Origin of the sequence: uncultured Fretibacterium sp., from assembly GCF_938040765.1 — a bacterium.
Lineage (GTDB): Bacteria > Synergistota > Synergistia > Synergistales > Aminobacteriaceae > CAJPSE01.
In genome coordinates, this window is record NZ_CALIAA010000269.1 from 1 (window position 1) to 20,306 (window position 20,306).

The window sequence follows — 20,306 nt, forward strand, 5'->3', positions numbered from 1 at the left end:
GCCTCCTGGCGCGTCGATCCTTTTTCCGCTATCTTCCTCCTGGTCCTGAACCTCAAGTGGGATATCCTCAAAGAGAAGGACCTCGTACAGCTGAATATCAAAAAGGGTTCCGACCGCATCGGCGGCATCGACTGACCGCTGCGCGGCCGGAACCTTCCGGCAAGAGAGCCTGCGAGCGGGGCGGCGCTTTGGGCGCAGGCTCCGTGAGCGGGATATGTTTTTGCCGGGGCGCCCCTGTTGGGGCCTTGTTTTGAGGAGGGATGAGCGATGCGGGTCGCAATGTTCTGGATGTTCGTCTCCTATTTCATCGGCTCTCTGCCTACGGGATACCTGGTGGCCCGTATCTTCAGGGGGGTCGACATACGCACGGTCGGGTCCGGATCCATCGGCGCGACCAACGTGCGCCGTCTGATGGGGCAGGGATGGGCCGTTTTCGTCACATTGGTCGATATGCTCAAAGGGGCCCTGGCGCTCCTGCTCACCGTGGAATCGGCCTCCTCCGACCCCTGGTTGCTCTCGCTGTCGGCCCTGGCCGCCGTTCTGGGGCACAATTACCCCGTCTGGCTGAGGTTCAGGGGGGGGAAGGGCGTGGCCACGACCTACGGGACCATGTTCTTCATCTGGCCCTACAACTCCTTCGCGATCGTCCTGATGAGCGGAGCCCTGTGGTACGCCGTCATGACGTCGACGCGTTACGTATCCCTGGCCTCCATGGTGTCCCTGCTGGCGCTGCCGGCCTTTTTCTGGATGCTGGATGCGCCCCTTCCCTTTATCCTCCTGGCGCTGCTCCTTGCGCTCCTGGCGATGTTCCGCCACCGGTCCAACGTCTCCCGCCTGCTGGAGGGCCGGGAGAACCCGGTTTGACGAAGCGCCGGGCGGAGCCCCTCGCCGCCCGCGCCTCGAGCGAGGAGGATGAAGCGCGTGAGATGCCGGACGGGGCGGAGAGGGAGAGGCTTGTCCTGGATCTGGGGGCCGTGGGCGGAGGAAAATGTTCCTTCGAGCTTCGGCGAAGCGCGCGGGCCAGGCACCTGCGGCTGATCGTCGGCAGCGGAGGCCTGACGGTGGTCGTGCCGGCAGGCCTGGTCTCGCTGCGGAAGATCGAACGCCTGATCGAACCGCATAAGGCCTGGATACGGAAGAACCTCGAACGGATGGAGCTTTTGTCCTCCGCTCAGCCCCGACGCCAGGCGGTCTCCGTTCCGGGGCGCATCGTCCTGAGGGCCCTGGAGGAGACCTGGCGGGTCGAGCTCTCGGACTCCGCGCCGCAGAGGACTCTGGCCCGGGACGGGGTCGTGCGCCTGCCGCGGGACTTCTGCAGGGGGGAGGCCTTGGCCGCGCTGCGGCGTTGGGTCCTTCTGCGCGCGAGGGAGGTCCTGCCCCGGCTCCTGACGGAGCTGGCGGCGGAACATGGTTTCGAGGTGGGGCGGATTGCGGTCAGGGAGATGAAGAGTCGATGGGGAAGCTGCTCGTCCAGGGGGAACATCAGCCTGAACGCGCGGCTTCTTTTTCTGTCCTCCGGGCTCGTGCGGCATGTCCTGCTGCATGAGCTCTGTCATTTGAGGGAGATGAACCATTCCAGGGCTTTTTACGAGTGCCTGAGGGACGTGGACCCCGAGGCCGATCGCCATGCCGCGGAGCTCAGGGCGGCCTGGAGGATGGTGCCCCCGTGGGCCTGCGCCTGAGCGAACGAAGATGAATGCCATAACAGGACGAATGTCACAGGTTGAAGGTTGGTTGAGCGGGCGCTCCTGCCGCCCCGCTTTGTGTGGAGAGGAAATATCTTTCAGGAGGTACGGTCGATGGCAAAGAAACTGATTTACGGACTGGACGACAATCCCCCCTTCCCCATCATGATCCTCGCCGGGGTCCAGCACGTGTTGACGCTGTTCGGCGCGACCACGCTGGTCCCGCTGATCTTCGGGCCGGCCATGGGGATGGATGTGCTTCAGGTCGCGGCGTTCATCTCGTGCGTCTATTTCGGCATGGGGGTGGCGACCCTCATCCAGACGCACCCCAGGCTGGGGTCGGGGCTCCCCATCGTGCAGGGGTCGAGCTTCAGCTTCATCCCCTCGGTGATGACCGTGATCGGAGCGTACAAGGCCATGGGGCCGGAGGCCGTGATGCAGTATATCGGCGGGGCGCTCATCCTCGGCGGCATCCTTCTGTCCGTCGTCGGATACAGCGGAATCGTGGGCTATGTCCGGAAGGTCATCACCCCGGTGGTCATCGGCCCCGTGATCATGGCGATCGGCTTCTCGCTCGCCCCCGTCGCCATCCAGGGCAACGCCGCCAACTACTGGCCCGCGTCCCTGGCGGTCGTCCTCCTGATCTTCCTGTTCAGCCTGGTGAGCCGGAACAAGTACGTCAACATCTTCGCCATCCTCTCCGCCATCATCATCACCTACCTGGTCTGCCTCGGGCTGTCGCGCGCCGGGGTGTTCCCCGAGGGGCACCCCGCCCACATCGGCCTGGACCGGGTGGCCGAGGCCCCCTGGCTGCGCTATGAGATCTTCATGCCCTGGGGGCCCCCGAAGTTCAGCCTGCTGGCCTTCGGCGCAATGCTCGCGGGCTTTTTCGCCGTGATGATCGAGTCGATCGGGGACTACCATTCGGTCTCCTACGCCTCGGGGATCGAGGACCCGGACGAGAAGACCATCAGCCGGGGCATCGGGGCCGAGGGCCTGAACTGTGCCCTGTCCGGCCTCTTCGGCTCGGTGGGGACGACCTCCTACACGGAGAACGTCGGGCTGATCGGCCTCACCGGGGTGGCGTCCCGGTGGGTGGTCCGGACCGGGGCGATCCTGCTGATCCTCATGAGCTTCGTCGGAAAGCTGGGCGCACTGATCGCGACCATGCCGTCGCCGATCATCGGCGGGGCCTACATCGCGCTCTTCGGGACCATCGGCGCCCTGGGCATCCAGGTCCTGATGCGCGCGGATATGGGGAGCCAGCGCAACGTGCTCATCGTGGGCTTCTCCTTCCTGATGGCGCTGGGCCTGCCCGGATGGGTGGAGAAAAATCAGGAGCTTTTCATGAACCCGGCCAGCGGCACGCTCGTTCAGACCCTGGGGGGCATGCTCTGGGCCATCCTCAAGACCCCCATGGCCGTAGCGGGCATCTGTGCGGCCGCCTGCGACTCGCTGGTCCCGGGCACCGACGAGGAGCGGGGTATCGGCGCCGGAACGCGCTGAGCGAACCCCGGCGGTCGCCCGGACCGATGAGGCGGGGGCTCCGACAATCGGAGCCTCCGCCCTCTCCGGGTGACGGCGGGCGGGATGCGCGGTAAACTGTAGGCATGTGGCACGTCGTACGTCCCGTGGAATCCGGGACCCGGAGGATCGAAACAGCTCATGCCGTGAGCCCCCGTTTTTCGGGCGGGGGGCCCTTGTCATGACCTCGCCGCACATCGCCGCCATTCTCAAGGGGCTGCCCGAGAAGCCCGGGGTCTACATCATGCGGGACGAGGAGGGGACCGTCCTCTACGTGGGCAAGGCCATCAAGCTCAAGCGCCGGGTGTCGTCGTACTTCCGGCACTCGGGGTTCGCCTCGCCGCGGCTCCGCAAGCTGGTCTCGCTGGTTCGGGACATCTCCGTCATCCGCACGGAGAGCGAGGCCGAGGCCCTGATTGTCGAGGCCAAACTGATCCGGCGCTACTCGCCCTTCTTCAACATCGACCTCAAGATGAGCGACCGCTACCCCTACATCCGCATCACGAACGAGGCCTTTCCGCGCCTGGAGATCACGCGCCGGAAGGAGGACGACGGCTCCGTCTACCTGGGGCCCTTCGTCAGTGCCGGGAACATCCGCACCCTGCTGCGCCTGGCGGAGCGCTATTTTCCCCTGCGCGTCTGTCGGTCGGAGCTGCGCCCGGACCCCGAGCGGCGCCCCTGCCTGGAGTACAGCCTCGGCCGGTCCATGGGCGCCTGCGCGGCGCTCTGCACGGAGGCGGAGTACCGCGAGCGCGTGAACGACATCATCCTGCTCCTCCAGGGCAACACCGCCGAGCTGGTCGAGCGGCTCCGCCACAGGATGGACGCGGCCGCGAAGCGGATGGCCTTCGAGGAGGCCGCGCGGTACCGCGACACCATCCGCGCGCTGTGGCGGATATCGCGCCAGCGCGTCTCCTCGACGCTCCAGGAGGACCTGGACAGCGAGACCTGGCAGGTGCTGAACCGGATGCAGGAGCTCTTCGGGCTCAAGACGCTTCCGTGGCGGATGGACGCCTTCGACATCTCCCACATGTCCGGGCACGAGACCTACGGGTGCTGCGTCGTCTTCGAGCAGGGGCGCCCCAACCCCTCGCTCTACCGCCGCTTCAAAATCCGGACCCTGCAGGACGGGGAGATCGACGACTTCGCCTCCATGCGGGAGACGGTGCTGCGCCGCTACCGGCACGTCCTGGACAAGTCCGAGCCCATGCCGCAGCTCACCTTGATCGACGGAGGCCCCATCCAGCTGGAGTTTGCGCTGAAGGCCCTCGATGAATTGAAGCTGGAGCTTCCTCTGATCGCCCTGGCCGAGCGGGAGGAACTGGTCTTCCTGCCCGGACGGCCGGACGACCCCCTGCGTCTGGGGCTCGACGACCCCGTCCTGCAGCTTCTCCAGCGCCTGAGGGACGAGGTCCATCGCTACGCCATCACGACGCATCGCAACGCGCGGGCCGGAAGGCTGCGCCGGTCGGCCCTGGAGGACGTGCCCGGCATCGGAAAGGCGCGTGCGGCCCAGCTGTTGGTGCGCTTCGGTTCTGTCCAGCGCATTGCCGCCCTGGAGCCCGAGGAGCTCTGCGCCGTGCCCGGCCTCGGCCCCGCCCTGGCCCGGAAGATCGTCGCGCACCTGAGGGGCGAGGGCGGGGAGTAAGTCCGATTCCGAATCGTTTGCAGGCAATAGGCAGAGAATCGGCGAAGAATGAGGCGTGCGAATCGCTTGTCAACAGAACACCAACGAGCGCAGCGATAAACAGGCGGGCGACGAGCGATGCGGGGTGCGTTCAAAGGGCGGTAAATGCGGCCTGCGCATGATTGGAAATTGGAATTCATCGGCTTTTCCCTTGGACTAACGTTCGTGTTGTGTTATTCTTGTCCTCGTTTACGCAGGAAAAGATAAAAAATCGAGGAGGCTATTATATGGAAAAGGAATATTCCGTACGGATCGGCGAGCAGCCGATCATCTTCCGGACGGGTAAGGTCGCCAAGCAGGCGAACGGCGCGGTGATGGCGTCCCACGGGGAGACGGTCGTGCTGACGACGGCCTGCGTCACCGACACGCCCCGGACGGGCATAGATTTCTTCCCCCTGCTGGTGGATTTCGAGGAACGCTACTATTCGGCCGGGAAGATCCCCGGCGGGTTCATCAAGCGCGAGGGGCGGCCCTCCGAGTCCGCCATCCTCAGCGCGCGCGTCGCGGACCGCTCCATCCGTTCGTTGTTCGACGACGCCATGCGCAACGACGTCCACGTGGTGAGCACGGTCATGGCGATGGATCAGATCTATCCGCCCAACGTGCTGGGCATCAATGCGGCCTCGGCGGCCCTGTCCATCTCGGGGATCCCCTGGGGCGGCCCCGTGGGGGCGGTGCGCATCGGACTGGTCGGGGACAGTCTGATCGTCAACCCCACGGAGGCGCAGATGGCCGAGTCCCGGCTGGAGCTTTTGGTCGCCGGTCACGACGACGGCATCACCATGGTGGAGTCCGGCTCTCAGGAGGTCTCCGAGGAGGTCCTCGTCGACGCTCTCGACCTGGCCCACTCCGAGATCCGCAAGCTGATCGCCCTCTTCCGGCAGATGAAGGAGGAGATTGGAAAGCCCGAGATCGTGATCCCCCTCCCCGAGCGCATCTCCGAGATCGACGATTGGGTCCGCGCGAACCAGGACCGGGAGATCGACGCCGCCGTCCGCATTCATGAGAAGAAGCCCCGCTACGAGAAGATTGCGGAGGTCAAGAGGACGGCGAAGGAGCATTTCTCAGAGGCGTTTCCCGACAAGGGGGAGTACATCTCCGCATGCGTCGACGGGCGCGTCAAGGACATCATGCGCGCCATCATCGTCGACGAGGGGGTTCGCGTCGACGGCAGGGCCATGGACGAGCTGCGCCCCATCTCCTGCGAGACGGGTATCCTGCCCCGTGTCCACGGTTCGGCGCTCTTCACCCGCGGCGAGACCCAGTCCCTGGCCGTGACGACGCTGGGCATGGTGGGGGAGGACGACCAGGTGCTGGACGGCATCAAGCTGGACGAGCCCGCCAAGCGCTTCATTCTGCACTACAACTTCCCGCCCTATTCCGTCGGCGAGGTGCGCCCCATGCGCGGCCCCGGCCGGCGCGAGATCGGTCATGGAGCCCTGGCGGAGCGCGCGCTGCGGCCCGTCATCCCCACGGAGGACGAGTTCCCCTACGTGGTCCGCGTCGTCTCCGACATCCTGGAGTCCAACGGTTCGAGCTCGCAGGCCAGCATCTGCGGCGGCAGCCTTTCGATGATGCACGCAGGCGTTCCCCTGCGGCGCCACGTCGCGGGCATCGCCATGGGGCTGATCAAGGAGGGCGACAAGGTCCGCGTGCTGACGGACATCCAGGGGCTCGAGGACCATTACGGCGACATGGACTTCAAGGTCGCCGGCACGCGCCTGGGCGTGACGGCCCTCCAGATGGACAACAAGGCGGGCGGCATCACGCGGGAGATCCTCCAGAACGCGCTGTCCCAGGCGAAGCAGGCCCGTATGCAGATCCTCGACAGGATGGAGGCCGAGATTTCCGTCCCGGACTCCCTGTCGCCGAACGCGCCGCGCATCCTCAAGATGGGCATCGACCCCGAGAAAATCCGGGACGTCATCGGCCCCGGCGGCAAGACGATCCGCGGTATCACGCAGAGGACCGGCGTCAAGATGAACGTGGAGGATACGGGCGAGGTGAGCATCGCCGGGCCGACGCAGGAGCAGGTGGACGAGGCCCGGGACATGGTTCTGGCCCTGACGAAGGACCTGGAGGCCGGGGAGGTCTACTGGGGCACCGTCACGCGCCTGATGGCGTTCGGCGCCTTCGTGGAGTGTCTGCCCGGCAAGGAGGGGCTGCTGCACCTCAGCGAGATGAGCACGCACCGCGTGCCCAAGGTCGAGGACGTGTTCAAGCCCGGGGACCGCGTGCTCGTCATGGTCAAGGAGATCGACGACATGGGCCGCGTCAACCTCACCCGGCGGCGCCTCCTGGCCGACGAGGACAAGGTGCGTGCCGCCGGCTTTGCCGCCGCACTACCCGATGAGCACGAGCGCGACAACCTGATTGCGAGCATCGCCGAGAAGGCTCCGCCCGCACCGCCCCGGGGCGACCGCCCCGGATTCGGCGATCGCGGGGATCGCGACAGGGGCGGGCGGGAGCGCCGCTTCGGCGGGGACCGTTCCCGGAGGGACCGCTAGGGTTTCATGCCCGACAAGATGGTCAGGGTGCTGATCGCACGCTCAGGACGGGCGAAGGACTTTCCCTTGCCCGAATATGCCACCCCGGCCTCGGCCGGGGTGGATTTACGGGCGTCGGAGGCCCGTGTGATCCCTCCGGGCGGCCGGGCCCTGGTTCCGACGGGCCTGCGCATCGCCCTCCCGGAGGGGTACGAGGCACAGGTCCGCCCCCGGAGCGGCCTGGCCCTGAAGCACGGCGTCACGCTTCCCAACAGCCCGGGAACGATCGACGCGGACTACCGCGGAGAGATCGGGGTGATCCTGATGAACCTCGGCCAGGAGCCCTTTGTCGTCGAGCCGGGAGACCGCATCGCCCAGATGGTCGTCGCGCCCGTCGCGCGGGTGGCGTGGAGCGAGGCGGAGGTGCTCGACGCCACGGAACGGGGGGAGGGGGGCTTCGGCAGCACCGGAAGGTGAGGACGCTTTTTCGGGGAAAAGGGCAAAAAGGGCTTGAGAAGTTGGCGGGCCCCGTGCGGGGCATCCGTGCTTCAGGCCGGAGAAGGATCTGGCAGAAGGGTTTGGTGGAAGAGTCTGGCAAAAGGAGTGTCGCTGCGGCATGGATATCGTCGATAAGGCATTGCGAAACTGGAAGCTGCACCTGTTGGTCCTCGTCTTCACGGTTTTGGCCGAGACCGTCGGGGTTCGGACCTTCAAGCTCGGTCCGGGGATGCTGGTCCTGATCCCCCTGCTCTATTCCTTCGTGCTGGGCGCCCTCTGCGGGCTGCCCGCCCTGAGAGTGCTGAAGCAGAGCGACATGTTCGAGGCGTCGTCCCTCGTGGGGGTCTCGTTCTTTCTCCTGATGGCGCGTTACGGGACCCTGGTGGGGCCCAACTTCTGGAAGGTCGTCCAGTCCGGGCCGGCCCTGGTGCTTCAGGAGTTCGGCAACATCGGTACCGTGTTCTTCGGCGTCCCCATCGCCGTGTTGCTGGGCCTGCGCCGCGAGGCGGTGGGGGCGGCGTTCTCCAACGCGCGGGAGCCCAACATCGCCATCATCGGCGAGAAGTACGGGCTCGACACACCCGAGGGACGCGGCGTCATGGGCGTCTACGTCACGGGGACGATCTTCGGAGCCCTCTTCTGCAGCTTCCTCTCCTCCTTCGTCGCATCGACGATGCCCTTCTTCAGCCCCCAGGCCCTGGCCATGGCGACGGGGACGGGCAGTGCCAGCATGATGACCGCCGCGGTCACCCCCCTGGTGACGATGTACCCGCAACTCAAGGACGAGCTGCTGGCCCTGGCCTCGGCAAGCAACATGTTCTCGGGGCTCGACGGGGTTTACATGTGCGTGTTCCTGAGCCTCCCGATCGCCAACTGGCTTGTCCGGATCATGGGGGTCGGGGAGGCCCCGAGCGTGCCCGTCGGCATGAATGCCGAGGAGGGGGAGGATTAGCATGAGCTACCGTCAGATGACGATATTCCTGCTGATCTGTGCCGCGCAGGTGCTGATCGGTAACTGGGTTGGGGCGAAGGGGTTCGCCGTCTTCGGCGCACAGGGCGCGGCCGCGGCGGCCCAGCTCTTCACGGACTCCATTCCCGGCATCCTCGTGCTGCTCGGCATCGTCGCGGGCGGCGTCCTCATCGCCCACGTCATGCCCTGGAAGGGGCTTCCCTCCGTGGCCTACATCGTCACGCTGGGCTGCATCGTGACGATCCCCGGCTTCCCCGGAGCGGAGCAGCTGACCGCGTGGGTCTCGAAGGTCAGCTTCATCGGGCTCTGCACTCCGATTCTGGCCTATGCGGGACTCGCCGTCGGAAAGGACATCGGTGTGCTCCGGACGCAGGGCTGGAGGATCGTCCTGGTTGGACTTTTCGTCTTCATCGGGACGTTCATGGGCTCGGCGGTGATTGCGGAGCTGGTGCTGCGCGGCCTGAAGTGACATCCTGAGGGGGGCGACGTCCCGCCTATTCTCAAAATCCGTTCCGAGTGCGGATGCGGTCGTTTGCCGTTCCGGGCCTTCGGGACCGTGGGGATGCCTTGCGAAAGAGGCGGAGCCGCGGGCCGAAGGCCCCTTGCGTTTAGGCGGGGGGGAGAATTTGCCCAAACCTCTGGGGCCGGATGGTGCTATGATTCGGAGGTGGGGCCGGGGGAACGGTCCCGGAGGAGTTCTTTCGCCGGATGGGCGGAGGCTCGTATCTCGACTCGGGGAGGCCGCGGACGTGAATGAGGTCTGGAAAAAATTTTTGAGTCACCTGCCCCTCTGTGCCGCCGAGGGAGGCGGGGTCACGGAGGTCGCCGCTGGGGAGCTGGAGCGGCTCATCGAGGAGGATTCGGACTGGCCGCGGGCGACGGTGGCCCTGGTGCAGGAGATCTTCTGCCGGGCCGGCCTGCTGGAACCCGCGCGGGCGCGAGAGGGGGTCTGGCGCTTCGTCTCCTACCCGGCACGGCTGTTCGCCTGTTCTCTCCTCTCGCTCCTCGCGGAGGGGCAGGGCCCCTTCTGGGAGGGCTTCTGGGCCGCCGGGACGAACGACGACATCTCGAGGCAGCACAAGGTACTCCACGCCATGGAGGTTCTGCGCGAGGAGCGGACCAAGGGGCCTCCCATCCGCCGTACCTTCGTGGCTTGGGGCGTTATCCGCAGGGAGGGCCGCTTCATTCTGAAGCGGCGCGAGAACCGGGAGGACGACCCCGACAACGCCCTGCACGGAAATTACGGCTTTCCCGGCGGGCGGGTCAATCTTCACGACCTGAAGGCGTCCGAGCCGGGGATGACGACCGAGCGGGGGATCGAATTGCTCTACGGACTTCCCCGCCCCCTGTCGGCCGACGAGGAGGCCTTGATCGGGCGGGCGCTGGAGTATACGCTCGTCCGGGAGCTCCAGGAGGAGCTCGGCCTGCAGCACAAGACGCATTATACCTTCTCCCGGTCCGCCTTCCAGCGGCCCCCCGCGACCTTCATCCATGGCGCCAACGCGCAGCACTGCATGACCGAATGCCGCTTTACGCTCTTCGAAATCGTCCTGACGCCGGCCGGGGATGCCTGGCTGGCATCCAACGTAAAGGATGGGGAGCTTTTTTGTCTGGATGAGATGCAGGCCCCCTGTCTGCCGGAGCGCAGGGCTTTCCTGGACGCGCAGGACGATGGGTTCCCGGAGTGGCTGGAAGAACTGGGGGACTCCGCGTCGTCCCTCTTCCTCAGGCGCGCGGAGCTGTCCCCGGGGGGCGGAGGGCTAAAGGGGGAGGAACCGCTCGAGGTGGTGCTCCCCCTGTCCGCGCAGGGGCATCAGAGACCTTTGATTGTCGGCGATTGCGAGATACTCCTGACCGATCCCTGGGAGATCGACTTTCTGTTCCTGCTCGGGCTGTCGGCCCGGGGGGAAACGTCCCTGCGCCTTCCCGACGATATCGAACGGAGGTATTGGGGCTGGCTCTTCCTGAGGAATACGGATATGCGCCTGCGGGCGCAGAAGCTCGAGCTGAGGGTGCGCGAAATCGGCAACTTCTCGCCCCTCAGGCTCGAGGGCTCCCTTTGCCGCCTGCGCGCCGAAGGAGACCGCGTCTTCTTCAGCCCGGACCTCTTCAGCGCGGAGCTGCGGCAGGGACAGCTCTTTCTGCGCCGGGGCGCGCTGGACAGGCCGGGGCTCTTCTACCTGGACGCCGAAACCCATACCGCGGCCTTCTCCGACTTCAATCTCGCCCATCTGCAAAACCTGAAGAGCGGCGGAAGCGGCGAGGTGTCCTACGACAACCTGCGCAAACTGAGGGACAGGAGCGGCCGCCGCCTGGACGACTTCGTCCGCTCCTGCGGGCTCCAGCGGCTGTACGAGCCCGAGAACGACAGCGTGAGCAAGGAGCTTCAGAGGTTCCGGCTCGCCATACAGGTCCTGTAGGGGACGCCCGGATATTGACACCCCGCCGCGGCGTGATATATTGAACATATTGGTACGGGAAAAAGCGATCCTGTCATGGCTTTTGAAGCCCGGTCCATAGGAAGGTTTCGGGAAGCGTCATCATAAAGGGTTTGTATTGAATCACTCGGAGGAGTCTTTTTGAAATTGGAACGCTTTTTTGCGGGCAGTACCACTTTATAAAAGTGCGAACGCAAGCGAGCCTGAAAGGATCGGACGGAACGATGCTGAATCTGGACAAGGACAACGTGGATTTTCTGGTAACGGCCCACATGGCCGATGAGGTGCGCCATGTCCTGGGGGACGTCTTCCCCCGTATCGAGGCGGAGATCCTTCCCGAGATGCGGCGGAGGGGGATCGACACCCTTTATTTCGTGGCCTGCGGCTCTCCGCTCTGCGCCTGCCAGACGGCGCAGAGAATGCTGGTGTCCCTCTCGTCGCTGCGCTCGGGGGCCTTCAGCGGCATGGACTTTCTCTGCGAGCCTCCGCATGTCCTGGGGCGGAATACCCTAGTCGTCGGAGTCAGCGACTCGGGCAGGACGCAGGAGGTCTGCGATTCCCTGGCCCTTGCGCGGCGGAGGGGGGCCATGACCGTCGCCGTGACCAAGACCGCGGAGAACCCCCTTGCGGACGCGGCGGAGTTCCTGGTCGACTACCATGCGGACTGCATCTGGGAGGTTCATCTCCTGATCGCCTACTGCCTCGCGCTGCGGGCGATGCAGGAGGCGGGGGTCGAGGGGCTGGAGCCCATCATGGAGGATATGCGGAGGCTCCCCGAGGTCCTCGCGCGCCTGGTGAACGACGTCGAAGAGGACATGAAGGCCCTGGGGGAGCGGGCCTCAAAATGGGACCTGATCTACACCGTCTCCGCGGGGAATCTGCTGCCCCTGGGATACAAAGAAGGGGTCATCACGATGCTGGAGTTCACCTGGACCCACGGGTGCAGCCTCAACGCGTCGGAGTTCCGCCACGGTCCCCTGGAGGTCGTCGAGGAGGACGTGCCCTACGTCTTCCTTGTGGGGAACGACGCCTCGCGGCCGATCACGGAGCGGAGCCTGCGCTTCGTCGAACGGCACAGCAAAAACGTCGTCGTCTTCGACGTGCGCGACTTCGAGGGCGGGCTGCATCCGGCCCTGGACCCCATGGTCCTCTTCGTCCCGCTGGAGTTCTTCTACTACTACCTCTCCGTCTACAAGGATCACAACCCGGACGGCCGGCGCTATTACGGCGGCCTCGCGGAGTATTAGGCCATGAGGATCGTCGGGGTCGGCGACAACGTTCTGGACCGGTACATCGATCAGGGCCTGATGTATCCCGGCGGCAATGCGGTCAACGTCCCGGTGCTGGCCCTGCGCTTCGGGGCGGAGGCCGCGGCCTACGTCGGCGCCGTCGGGGACGACGAGGGGGGAAGCTGGCTTCTCGAGGCACTGGGCCTGGAGGGGTTGGATACGTCCCGGGTCAAGGTGCTTCCGGAGAGGAACTCCTACAGCCGAGTGGCCCTTGTGGACGGGGACAGGACCTTCGTCGGGGGGGAGAAGGGCGCCAGCTCCAAGCTCGTCCTCACCCCGGAGGACCTCGGTTTCATTCATGATTTCGATGTCGTCCACACCAGCATCTACAGCGGAATCGAGGGGCAGCTGCAGGAGCTCCGTGCGAGCAGCCGCATCCTGGCCTTCGACTTCTCGAACGAATTTGACGAGGCGTATCTGGACCGGGTCCTTGGCTCGGTGGATTACGCCTTTTTTTCGGGCTCGAGGATGTTCCCGGGCGCGAGGGATACGGAGGAGTCCGAGCTGGAGGCGTTCCTTGCGCGCGTGGAGGACCGGGGGGCGCGGCTGGCCCTGGTCACCCGGGGGGCGAAGGGGGCCGTCCTGCGTTACGGCGGGCGGACCTGGCGGCAGGAGGCCGTTCCCTGCCGCGTCGTGGACACGCTGGGCGCCGGGGATGCCTTCATCGCGCGGCTGATCGTGGGTATCGTCTCCGGCGAGGAGCCCTCGCTCGCCCTGAGGGAGGCGGCCCGGAGCGCGGCCGCCACATGCTCCTATTACGGGGCCTTCGGCCATCCCAGGGCTTACCGACCCGTCGCGGAATGACGGAGAAAGAATAGAGGAAGTTTACGGACACCCAGATCAAGGAGGAGAAACAGCAATGAAACAGTTCCGTTCGAGATTTGTCCTGTACGCGTTTTTGTTCGTGCTGTCGGCGTTTGTCCTGTGCGGCGCCGCGGAGGCCGGCGATCCGGTGACGCTCAAGTTCCTTCACAAGTGGCCGAAGGTGGAGTACAACGACTTTTTTCTCCAGGTCGCCAGGGATTTCGAGAAGGCGCACCCCGACGTCAAGATCCAGATCGAGGCGGCCGGCGACGAGCCCATCAAGGACAAGCTGCGCATTCAGATGGGGACCGACCAGCAGCCCGACATCTTCTTCTCGTGGAGCGGCGAGTTTGCCAGGAACTTCATCCGTTCCGGGGCGGTCCTGGACCTGACGCCGTATTTCGAGAAGGAGCCCTCCTGGCGCGACGGCTTCATGAAGGCCGGGCTGGAGCCCTTCGCGACGCAGGGCCGGTACTATGGCGTTCCCTATCGAATCAACGGAAAGTTCTTCGTCTACAACAAAAAGATGTTCGAGGACAACGGCCTGAAGGAACCCGAAACCTGGACGGAGTTCACCGCCGGGCTCGAGAAACTGAAGCAGGCGGGCGTCACGCCCATCGGGTTCGGCAACATCTACCCCTGGGCGAGCTGCCACTACATCACGGGGCTCAACCAGAAGTGCGTTCCCCAGGAGGTGCGCGAGAAGGACTACGCTGCGGCCTCCGGCGAGTTCACCGACCCCGGCTACGTTAAGGCCCTGGAGTATTTCAAGGGGCTGAACGACAAGGGTTACTTCAGCATGGGGGCCAACTCCACGGAGCACAACATGGCGCTCGAGATGTTCTACGGCGGTCGGGTCGCGATGGTCTACGTCGAGCTGGAGGAGTTCCGGGACATCGAGGAGAAGATGGCCGGGAACTGGGGCTTCTTCGCGATGCCGTCCATCGAGGGGACCCCCGGCAACCCGAAGTTCCTGACGGGAGCTCCGGACGGGTTCATGGTCTCCGCCAGGACGAAGCATCCCGACCAGGCCGTCGCCTTCCTGAGCTTCCTGACGAACAAGGAGAACTCCGACAAGATGGTCCGGGCCATGGGGTGGCCCAGCCCCGTCATCGGCGCCGTCAACAAGGAGAACTCCATGGAGATGCTGGTCAAAGGGCTCGAGGCCGTCACCAGGGCCGAGGGGATGGCGCTCTGGCTGGATACCGACATCGACATCAAGATCTCGGACGTCTACCTCCCCGACCTCCAGGAGCTCCTGAACGGGGATAAGAGCGCCGAGGAGGTCATGAAGGACGTGCAGGCCGCCGCTGCGGCGGTACGCTCGGAGGCGGCGAAGCAGTAGGGCGGGGCGGTAAGCGGCCTGTCGCTGCAGGCCGCTTACCGCGTTGGGCCGTTCGCTCATGCCGGGGCCCGAGAGCCTCGTCTTCGACGCCGACAGGCGATTCGGCACTTTTGTATTTTTCTATAATGTTTCCCCGGGCCCCCGCCGGCCGTATCCGGCGGCCCCTTCGTCACGGAAGAGATCCTTGAAGAGGGAGATCTTGCATGAATATCTACGGCAATAAAAAGCTGGCCCTTCTCTTCCTGCTGCCGGCGCTTCTTCTGCTCCTGCTGTTCGTCTACTACCCCATCGCGGAGAGCTTCGTCCTGAGCCTCTATCGATGGAAGGCGTTCTCCAGCGAGAGGGTGTACGTCGGACTGGAATATTACCGGAAGCTCTTCTCGGACGCCGTCTTCTACACGGCGCTCAAGAACAACGTTCTCTATTCCGCGATATCCATCGTCTTCCAGGTCGGCCTGGGCCTGGTCTTCGCGGCGGTCCTGGAGGAAAAACTCTTCCGAGGAATGCAGCCCTTCTTCCGCACCGTCTACTTTCTGCCCTCCGTCATCTCCATCTCGGTGGTGGGGCTCCTCTTTCAGCTGGTCTACCATCCGAGCATCGGTCTGCTGAACCAGGGGCTCAGGGGCATCGGGCTCGGAGGGCTGTGCCATGCGTGGCTCGGGGAGAAGAACACGGCCATCTTCGCGATCATCGCGACCTCGCAGTGGCAGTACATGGGCTACATCATGCTGCTCTTCCTGGTGGCGATCCAGAAGATCCCGCAGGAGCTCTACGAGGCCGCGGAGATCGACGGGGTCAACGCGTTCCAGAAGTTCCGCTACGTGACGCTGCCCCAGGTCAAGGACACGCTGGTGATGTGCGTGATCATCACCCTCATCGGAGGGTTCAAGGTCTTCGACGAGGTTTACGTCATGACGGCCGGCGGGCCGGGACGCAGCACGGAGGTGCTGGCCTCCTATCTCTACCGCGCGGGGTTCCGCAACGACGAGATGGGGCTGGCCTCGGCCATCGCCACGACGATCTTCGTCATCACCTTCACCATGACGCTCGTCCAGCTGCTGGCGTCGAAACGGCAGGAAAGTTAGGTCATCGCCATGATGCACGACAACCGATGGAGGGCGGGACACCTCCTCATCCTCGGACTTCTCGCCCTCTACGCACTGCTCATCATCCTGCCGCTGGTCTGGATGGTCCTCAGCGGCTTCAAGGACAATCAGGGGCTCTTTTTGAACACCTGGGGGCTTCCTGAAAAATTTCTGTGGGAGAACTACGCGACCGCGTGGAGGGGCGGCGTGGGGCGCTATTTTCTGAACAGCATCATCGTCACGGGGACCTCGGTCTGCCTGACCCTCTTCATCAGCGCCTGCGCGGCCTTCGCCCTGAGCCGCTTCGAGTTTCGGGGGCAGGGAGTCCTGCTTCTCTTCGTCCTCGGAGGGCTCATGCTGTCCCCTCAGGTCAGCCTGATCCCGCTCTTCAGGCTGCTTCAAAGGCTGAAGCTCTACAACACCTATTGGGCCCTCGTCATTCCCTACGTCGCCTACCGGATCCCCTTCACCACCTTCCTGATCCGGTCCTACATGCTGTCGCTCCCAAGGGAGATAGAGGACTCCGCCTACATCGACGGCTGTTCCGCCTGGACGGTCTTCTACAGGATCATCCTTCCCATGAGCAAGCCCATCCTGGTCACGGCCGCCCTGTTCACCGCGATGAGCTGCTGGAACGAGTTCATGTTCGCCCTGGTGTTCATCGAGAGCGACAGCCTGAGGACCATCCCCATCGGCCTGATGGGGCTCAAGAGCAGTCTGCGCACCGAATGGACGATCCTCATGGCGGGGCTGACGCTTTCCGCCCTGCCCATGGTGGTCCTTTTTCTGATCTTTCAAAAACAGTTTATTCGAGGCATAACCTCGGGAGGAGTGAAAGGATAGCTATGAGTGATCTTCAGGCTCAACAGTCTCACCAGGAATACAGGGAAGTGCTCATGCGGGGCATCCGGGAGAGGGAGAACATCGAGGCGGCCATGAAGGAGATAACGAAGAAGCCGATCGACAGCGTCTTCTTCGTGGGCTGCGGCGGCTCCCTTGCGGTCATGTATCCGCTGCAGTATCTGATGGCCCTTCACACGGCGCTTCCCTCGGCCCCCTACAACTCCAGCGAGTTCCTGAACATGAAGCCCAAGGCGCTGACGGAGCGCTCCCTGGTCATTCTCTCGTCCTATACGGGGACGACGAAGGAGACCGTGGCCGCCGCAGAGCTGGCCCGCTCGAGGGGCGCCCGCACCATAGCCTTTGCCGGCAAGGCGGACACCCCGCTGGGCAAGACCGTGGACTACGTCTTCGCCAACGATGCGCCGTTCGGGGTCACGGACTCCAAGCTCATCATGCTCTATCAGATCGTCTTCTGCCTCCTGGACAAGCTGGGATACGGCATCGACTACGAGCAGGTGCAGAAGGAGCTGAGCCTTCTGCCGGAGGGGCTGATGCGCATCCGCGCCGCTGCCGGGGACGAGGCCCGGGAGTTCGCCGAGAAGAATCACGACCAGACCTTCTTCATGGTCACCGGGAGCGGCATCAACTGGGGCGAGGCTTACTCCTACGCCATGTGCATCCTCCAGGAGATGCAGTGGATTCCCGCCCAGTCCATCCATGCGGGGGAGTTCTTCCACGGGGCCTTCGAGATCCTCACGGAGGACACCAACCTGCTGATATTCCAGGGCGAGGACGAGACCCGGCCTCTCACCGAGCGCGTGGTCAAGTTTGCCGAACAGTACACCCGCAGGGCCCATCTGATCGACACGAAGAACTATCCTCTGGAGGGAATAGCCCCGGAGCGGCGCGGAATCTACGGCCCGTTCATCCTGCTGGCCGTGCTCGGCCGCTACAGCGACGCCCTGGCGGAGAGGAGAAACCATCCCCTCAAGACCCGTCGCTACATGGGCAAGGTGCCGTACTAGGAACGCCATGGCCAGTCTGGAACTGAAGGGGCTCAAGAAGGTCTATCCCGGGGGCGTCGTCGCCGTCAAGGACTTCAACCTGACCATCGATGACCGGGAGTTCATCGTGCTGGTCGGACCCTCCGGCTGCGGAAAGAGCACCACCCTGCGGATGATCGCCGGGCTCGAGGACATCAGCGAGGGGGAGCTCTACATCGACGGCGCCCTGGTGAACGGGCTCTGCCCCAAGGACCGGGACATCGCCATGGTGTTCCAGAACTACGCCCTCTACCCGCATATGACCGTCTACGACAACATGGCGTTCGGCCTGAAGCTCCGCAAGGTCCCCGGGGACGTCATCGAAAAGCGCGTGAGGGCGGCGGCGGAGATATTGGGCATCGAGGACCTGCTGCACCGAAAGCCCAGGGCGCTCTCGGGCGGTCAGCGCCAGCGCGTCGCCCTGGGGAGGGTCATCGTCCGCGAGCCCCGGGTCTTCCTGATGGACGAGCCCCTCTCGAACCTGGACGCCAAACTGCGGGTCCAGATGCGTGCGGAGATCGCCAAGCTGCACAACCGCCTGAAGACGACCTTCATCTACGTGACCCACGACCAGACCGAGGCCATGACGATGGGGACCCGCATCGTCATCATGAACGGCGGGGAGATTCAGCAGATAGACGCCCCCAAGGCGCTGTACGACCGGCCGGTCAACATGTTCGTGGCCGGCTTCATCGGAAGCCCTCAGATGAACTTCCTCCCCGGGACGGTCGTCGAGGAGGATGGGGTCCTTCAGATCCGGCTCCCGGACGGCAGCGTCCTGGGGGTCTCCGAGGAGCGGGAACGAAAGCTGAAGGAGAGGGGCTACGTGGGCAGGGAGGTCGTGGCCGGAATCCGCCCCGAAAGCCTTCACGAGAGCGAGGTCAACCCCCTCACGAAGAGGTTTTCCCGCCTACGCTCCACCGTGGAGGTGGCGGAGCTCATGGGGTCCGAGACGCTTCTCTACTCCACGCTCTTCGGCCGGCAGGTCGTGGCGCGGGTCGTCCCGGATACGGAGAAGACGGTGGGGGACGAGGCCGAGTTCCACGTCCACTGGAACCGCATCCACGTCTTCGACAAGGATACGGAACGGAACATCCTGTAGCGGGAGCGGGAGAGAGGGAGTCGGGAGGGGAGGCTGACGGACCATTAAGGAGATCACGCCTTTCGAGAGGGCGAAGGAGCGGCTCCTCTGCCTTCTCGAGGAATCCGACCCGGCGCGCGGAGGCCGGCTTCCCAGCGAGCGGGAGATCTGCGGCGCCCTGAACGTCCACCGGGAGACGCTGCGGCGGGCGCTCTCCCTCCTGCGCCTCGAGGGGAGGATCGCCAGCCGCGTCGGGTCGGGGCATTACGTCGAAAGACGCAGGCTCGAAAAGGACCTGACGGACCTTCTGTCGTTCACCCAGTGGGGCCGCTCGATGGGGATGGAGCCGGACTCCGTGGTCCTGAGATCCGGTTCCTTCGAGGCCCCGAAGTCCGTGAGCAAGTTCCTGCGGGTTCCCCTGGGGACGTCCATTTTTCATGCCGTGAGGCTTCGCCGGCTCGATGAGGAGCCCCTGCTTCTGGAGTACGTTTACCTCAGCGAGGCGGCCTTCCCCGGAATCTCCGACCGAACCCTCTCCTCGAGTTCCCTGTATTCGGTCCTCGAGGAGGAATACGGCGCGGACCTGTCCGTCGGACAGGAGACGATAAGCGTTACCTACGTGGACGCGTGGGAGGCGCGGCATCTGCGGGTCTCCGAGGGGAGCCCCGCTTTTTTTGTCCGCTCCGTCGTCACCGATGGCGGGGGCACTCCCGTCGAGTACTGCAAGAGCGTCATACGGAGCGACAGGCTTCGTCTCATCTATCACAACGCCGCCTGCCGCGAGGAAGAAGCCTGATGCCCAGGGACGACGGATTTCCGAGCTACAGAGCCCAGCTCCGGGAGGTGCTGCGGGCGAAGATCGAGGAGGGGGAGTATCCGCCGGGGACGGCGATCCCCTCCGAGAACGAGCTGGCTGCGGCCTATGGCCTGAACCGCCGGACGGTCCGGGAGGCCGTCGCCCTCCTGGTCCGAGAAGGGCTGCTGAGGAGTGTCGCGGGGAAGGGCGTCTATGTGAGGCTGAAGGCGGAGACCCGCCTGGGCGAGGGGGAGTTCGGCTTTCGGCTCCGGGAACCGCACCGTCTGAGACGGCAGGTCCTGAAGAAGGCGCTTCGTGCCGCGGGGCCCTATTACGGGAGGAAGCTGGCCGTCCCTGCGGACGATCCGCTCTTCCACGTCAGGCAGCGCGTCCTGGAGGGGAGCCAGCCCCTCTACGTCGAGGAGTTCTACCTGCCCCGGGAGGTCTTTCCGGGCATCGAGGGGATCGAGTTCATGGCGTTCTCCGTCATGGAGGTCTTTCGCTACTACGGCAGGACATCGTTCAGGACGGAGCAGAGCCTGGAGATCGTCCCCGTGGACCCCGGGGACGGGAAACTGCTGGGGCTGTCGGAGGGCGACCCCATCCTGCTCCTGGAACGCCGGGACTTTGACGAGGCCGGACGCCCCCTTGCGTTCTTCCGCTACCGGACGCGGGGCGACGTCTGCGACCTGAGGGTGAGCTTCCGCAGAGCGCCGAGATAGGGCGGGGCGC

General features: G+C 64.8%; 18 protein-coding genes and 1 pseudogene. All 19 read left to right on the plus strand.

What is annotated here, in order from left to right:
- Positions 1–267: 267 nt before the first annotated feature.
- Positions 268–864, plus strand: coding sequence for a glycerol-3-phosphate 1-O-acyltransferase PlsY (gene plsY / locus Q0176_RS09545; RefSeq protein ID WP_299302110.1), 597 nt, complete (start codon positions 268–270; stop codon positions 862–864).
- Positions 861–1,682: a SprT family zinc-dependent metalloprotease gene (locus tag Q0176_RS09550; protein ID WP_299302114.1), complete on the plus strand. Its 822-nt coding sequence runs from the start codon at positions 861–863 to the stop codon at positions 1,680–1,682. The genes plsY and Q0176_RS09550 overlap by 4 nt, the downstream gene beginning before the upstream one ends.
- A gap of 117 nt (positions 1,683–1,799) precedes the next feature.
- Positions 1,800–3,191 carry a solute carrier family 23 protein gene (locus tag Q0176_RS09555; protein WP_299302117.1) on the plus strand — a complete coding sequence of 464 codons (1,392 nt, stop codon included), beginning with the start codon at positions 1,800–1,802 and terminating at the stop codon, positions 3,189–3,191.
- A gap of 199 nt (positions 3,192–3,390) precedes the next feature.
- Positions 3,391–4,857: an excinuclease ABC subunit UvrC gene (locus Q0176_RS09560; RefSeq protein ID WP_299302120.1), complete on the plus strand. Its 1,467-nt coding sequence runs from the start codon at positions 3,391–3,393 to the stop codon at positions 4,855–4,857.
- A gap of 266 nt (positions 4,858–5,123) precedes the next feature.
- Entirely contained in the window at positions 5,124–7,403 is a 2,280-nt protein-coding gene (locus tag Q0176_RS09565) for a polyribonucleotide nucleotidyltransferase (protein ID WP_299302124.1), read from the plus strand.
- 6 nt (positions 7,404–7,409) lie between these two features.
- On the plus strand, positions 7,410–7,859 hold the full coding sequence (dut, locus tag Q0176_RS09570) for a dUTP diphosphatase (protein ID WP_299302127.1): 450 nt from the start codon (positions 7,410–7,412) through the stop codon (positions 7,857–7,859).
- Between the two features lie 139 nt (positions 7,860–7,998).
- Positions 7,999–8,832 carry a DUF3100 domain-containing protein gene (locus Q0176_RS09575; protein ID WP_299302129.1) on the plus strand — a complete coding sequence of 278 codons (834 nt, stop codon included), beginning with the start codon at positions 7,999–8,001 and terminating at the stop codon, positions 8,830–8,832.
- 1 nt (position 8,833) lies between these two features.
- Positions 8,834–9,319, plus strand: a complete 486-nt coding sequence (locus Q0176_RS09580; protein ID WP_299302131.1) for a DUF340 domain-containing protein — start codon at positions 8,834–8,836, stop codon at positions 9,317–9,319.
- A 280-nt stretch (positions 9,320–9,599) separates the two neighbouring features.
- A complete protein-coding gene (locus Q0176_RS09585; protein ID WP_299302133.1) occupies positions 9,600–11,270 on the plus strand; it encodes a hypothetical protein in 1,671 nt (556 codons plus the stop codon).
- A 242-nt stretch (positions 11,271–11,512) separates the two neighbouring features.
- Positions 11,513–12,535 carry an SIS domain-containing protein gene (locus Q0176_RS09590; RefSeq protein ID WP_299302136.1) on the plus strand — a complete coding sequence of 341 codons (1,023 nt, stop codon included), beginning with the start codon at positions 11,513–11,515 and terminating at the stop codon, positions 12,533–12,535.
- A gap of 3 nt (positions 12,536–12,538) precedes the next feature.
- Complete coding sequence (locus Q0176_RS09595) at positions 12,539–13,381, plus strand: PfkB family carbohydrate kinase (RefSeq protein WP_299302138.1); 843 nt, start codon at positions 12,539–12,541, stop codon at positions 13,379–13,381.
- A 55-nt stretch (positions 13,382–13,436) separates the two neighbouring features.
- Positions 13,437–14,726, plus strand: coding sequence for a sugar ABC transporter substrate-binding protein (locus tag Q0176_RS09600; protein ID WP_299302140.1), 1,290 nt, complete (start codon positions 13,437–13,439; stop codon positions 14,724–14,726).
- A 203-nt stretch (positions 14,727–14,929) separates the two neighbouring features.
- A complete protein-coding gene (locus Q0176_RS09605; RefSeq protein WP_299302142.1) occupies positions 14,930–15,811 on the plus strand; it encodes a sugar ABC transporter permease in 882 nt (293 codons plus the stop codon).
- A 9-nt stretch (positions 15,812–15,820) separates the two neighbouring features.
- Entirely contained in the window at positions 15,821–16,654 is an 834-nt protein-coding gene (locus Q0176_RS09610; RefSeq protein ID WP_299302145.1) for a carbohydrate ABC transporter permease, read from the plus strand.
- A gap of 2 nt (positions 16,655–16,656) precedes the next feature.
- The gene (locus Q0176_RS09615) at positions 16,657–17,679 is read left to right on the plus strand and encodes an SIS domain-containing protein (protein WP_299302146.1); all 1,023 of its coding nucleotides are present in this window, start codon (positions 16,657–16,659) and stop codon (positions 17,677–17,679) included.
- Between the two features lie 7 nt (positions 17,680–17,686).
- Positions 17,687–18,799 (plus strand): sn-glycerol-3-phosphate ABC transporter ATP-binding protein UgpC, encoded by a 1,113-nt coding sequence (gene ugpC, locus Q0176_RS09620; RefSeq protein WP_299302148.1) that lies wholly within the window; start codon positions 17,687–17,689, stop codon positions 18,797–18,799.
- A gap of 52 nt (positions 18,800–18,851) precedes the next feature.
- Positions 18,852–19,037, plus strand: a pseudogene (locus Q0176_RS11260) (GntR family transcriptional regulator); the annotation flags it as partial.
- A gap of 75 nt (positions 19,038–19,112) precedes the next feature.
- A complete protein-coding gene (locus tag Q0176_RS09625) occupies positions 19,113–19,574 on the plus strand; it encodes a UTRA domain-containing protein (RefSeq protein WP_299302150.1) in 462 nt (153 codons plus the stop codon).
- Entirely contained in the window at positions 19,574–20,296 is a 723-nt protein-coding gene (locus Q0176_RS09630) for a GntR family transcriptional regulator (protein ID WP_299302152.1), read from the plus strand. The genes Q0176_RS09625 and Q0176_RS09630 overlap by 1 nt, the downstream gene beginning before the upstream one ends.
- Positions 20,297–20,306: the final 10 nt, after the last annotated feature.

Bases quoted from the DNA above. Each gene is read 5' to 3' on its own strand.
- Q0176_RS09595 (WP_299302138.1), top strand. From the start codon at position 12,539: ATGAGGATCGTCGGGGTCGGCGACAACGTTCTGGACCGGTACATCGAT.
- Q0176_RS09575 (WP_299302129.1), top strand. From the start codon at position 7,999: ATGGATATCGTCGATAAGGCATTGCGAAACTGGAAGCTGCACCTGTTG.
- plsY (WP_299302110.1), top strand. From the start codon at position 268: ATGCGGGTCGCAATGTTCTGGATGTTCGTCTCCTATTTCATCGGCTCT.
- Q0176_RS09560 (WP_299302120.1), top strand. From the start codon at position 3,391: ATGACCTCGCCGCACATCGCCGCCATTCTCAAGGGGCTGCCCGAGAAG.
- Q0176_RS09615 (WP_299302146.1), top strand. From the start codon at position 16,657: ATGAGTGATCTTCAGGCTCAACAGTCTCACCAGGAATACAGGGAAGTG.
- Q0176_RS09555 (WP_299302117.1), top strand. From the start codon at position 1,800: ATGGCAAAGAAACTGATTTACGGACTGGACGACAATCCCCCCTTCCCC.
- Q0176_RS09630 (WP_299302152.1), top strand. From the start codon at position 19,574: ATGCCCAGGGACGACGGATTTCCGAGCTACAGAGCCCAGCTCCGGGAG.
- Q0176_RS09600 (WP_299302140.1), top strand. From the start codon at position 13,437: ATGAAACAGTTCCGTTCGAGATTTGTCCTGTACGCGTTTTTGTTCGTG.
- Q0176_RS09625 (WP_299302150.1), top strand. From the start codon at position 19,113: ATGGGGATGGAGCCGGACTCCGTGGTCCTGAGATCCGGTTCCTTCGAG.
- Q0176_RS09610 (WP_299302145.1), top strand. From the start codon at position 15,821: ATGATGCACGACAACCGATGGAGGGCGGGACACCTCCTCATCCTCGGA.
- Q0176_RS09605 (WP_299302142.1), top strand. From the start codon at position 14,930: ATGAATATCTACGGCAATAAAAAGCTGGCCCTTCTCTTCCTGCTGCCG.
- ugpC (WP_299302148.1), top strand. From the start codon at position 17,687: ATGGCCAGTCTGGAACTGAAGGGGCTCAAGAAGGTCTATCCCGGGGGC.
- Q0176_RS09565 (WP_299302124.1), top strand. From the start codon at position 5,124: ATGGAAAAGGAATATTCCGTACGGATCGGCGAGCAGCCGATCATCTTC.
- Q0176_RS09580 (WP_299302131.1), top strand. From the start codon at position 8,834: ATGAGCTACCGTCAGATGACGATATTCCTGCTGATCTGTGCCGCGCAG.
- dut (WP_299302127.1), top strand. From the start codon at position 7,410: ATGCCCGACAAGATGGTCAGGGTGCTGATCGCACGCTCAGGACGGGCG.
- Q0176_RS09590 (WP_299302136.1), top strand. From the start codon at position 11,513: ATGCTGAATCTGGACAAGGACAACGTGGATTTTCTGGTAACGGCCCAC.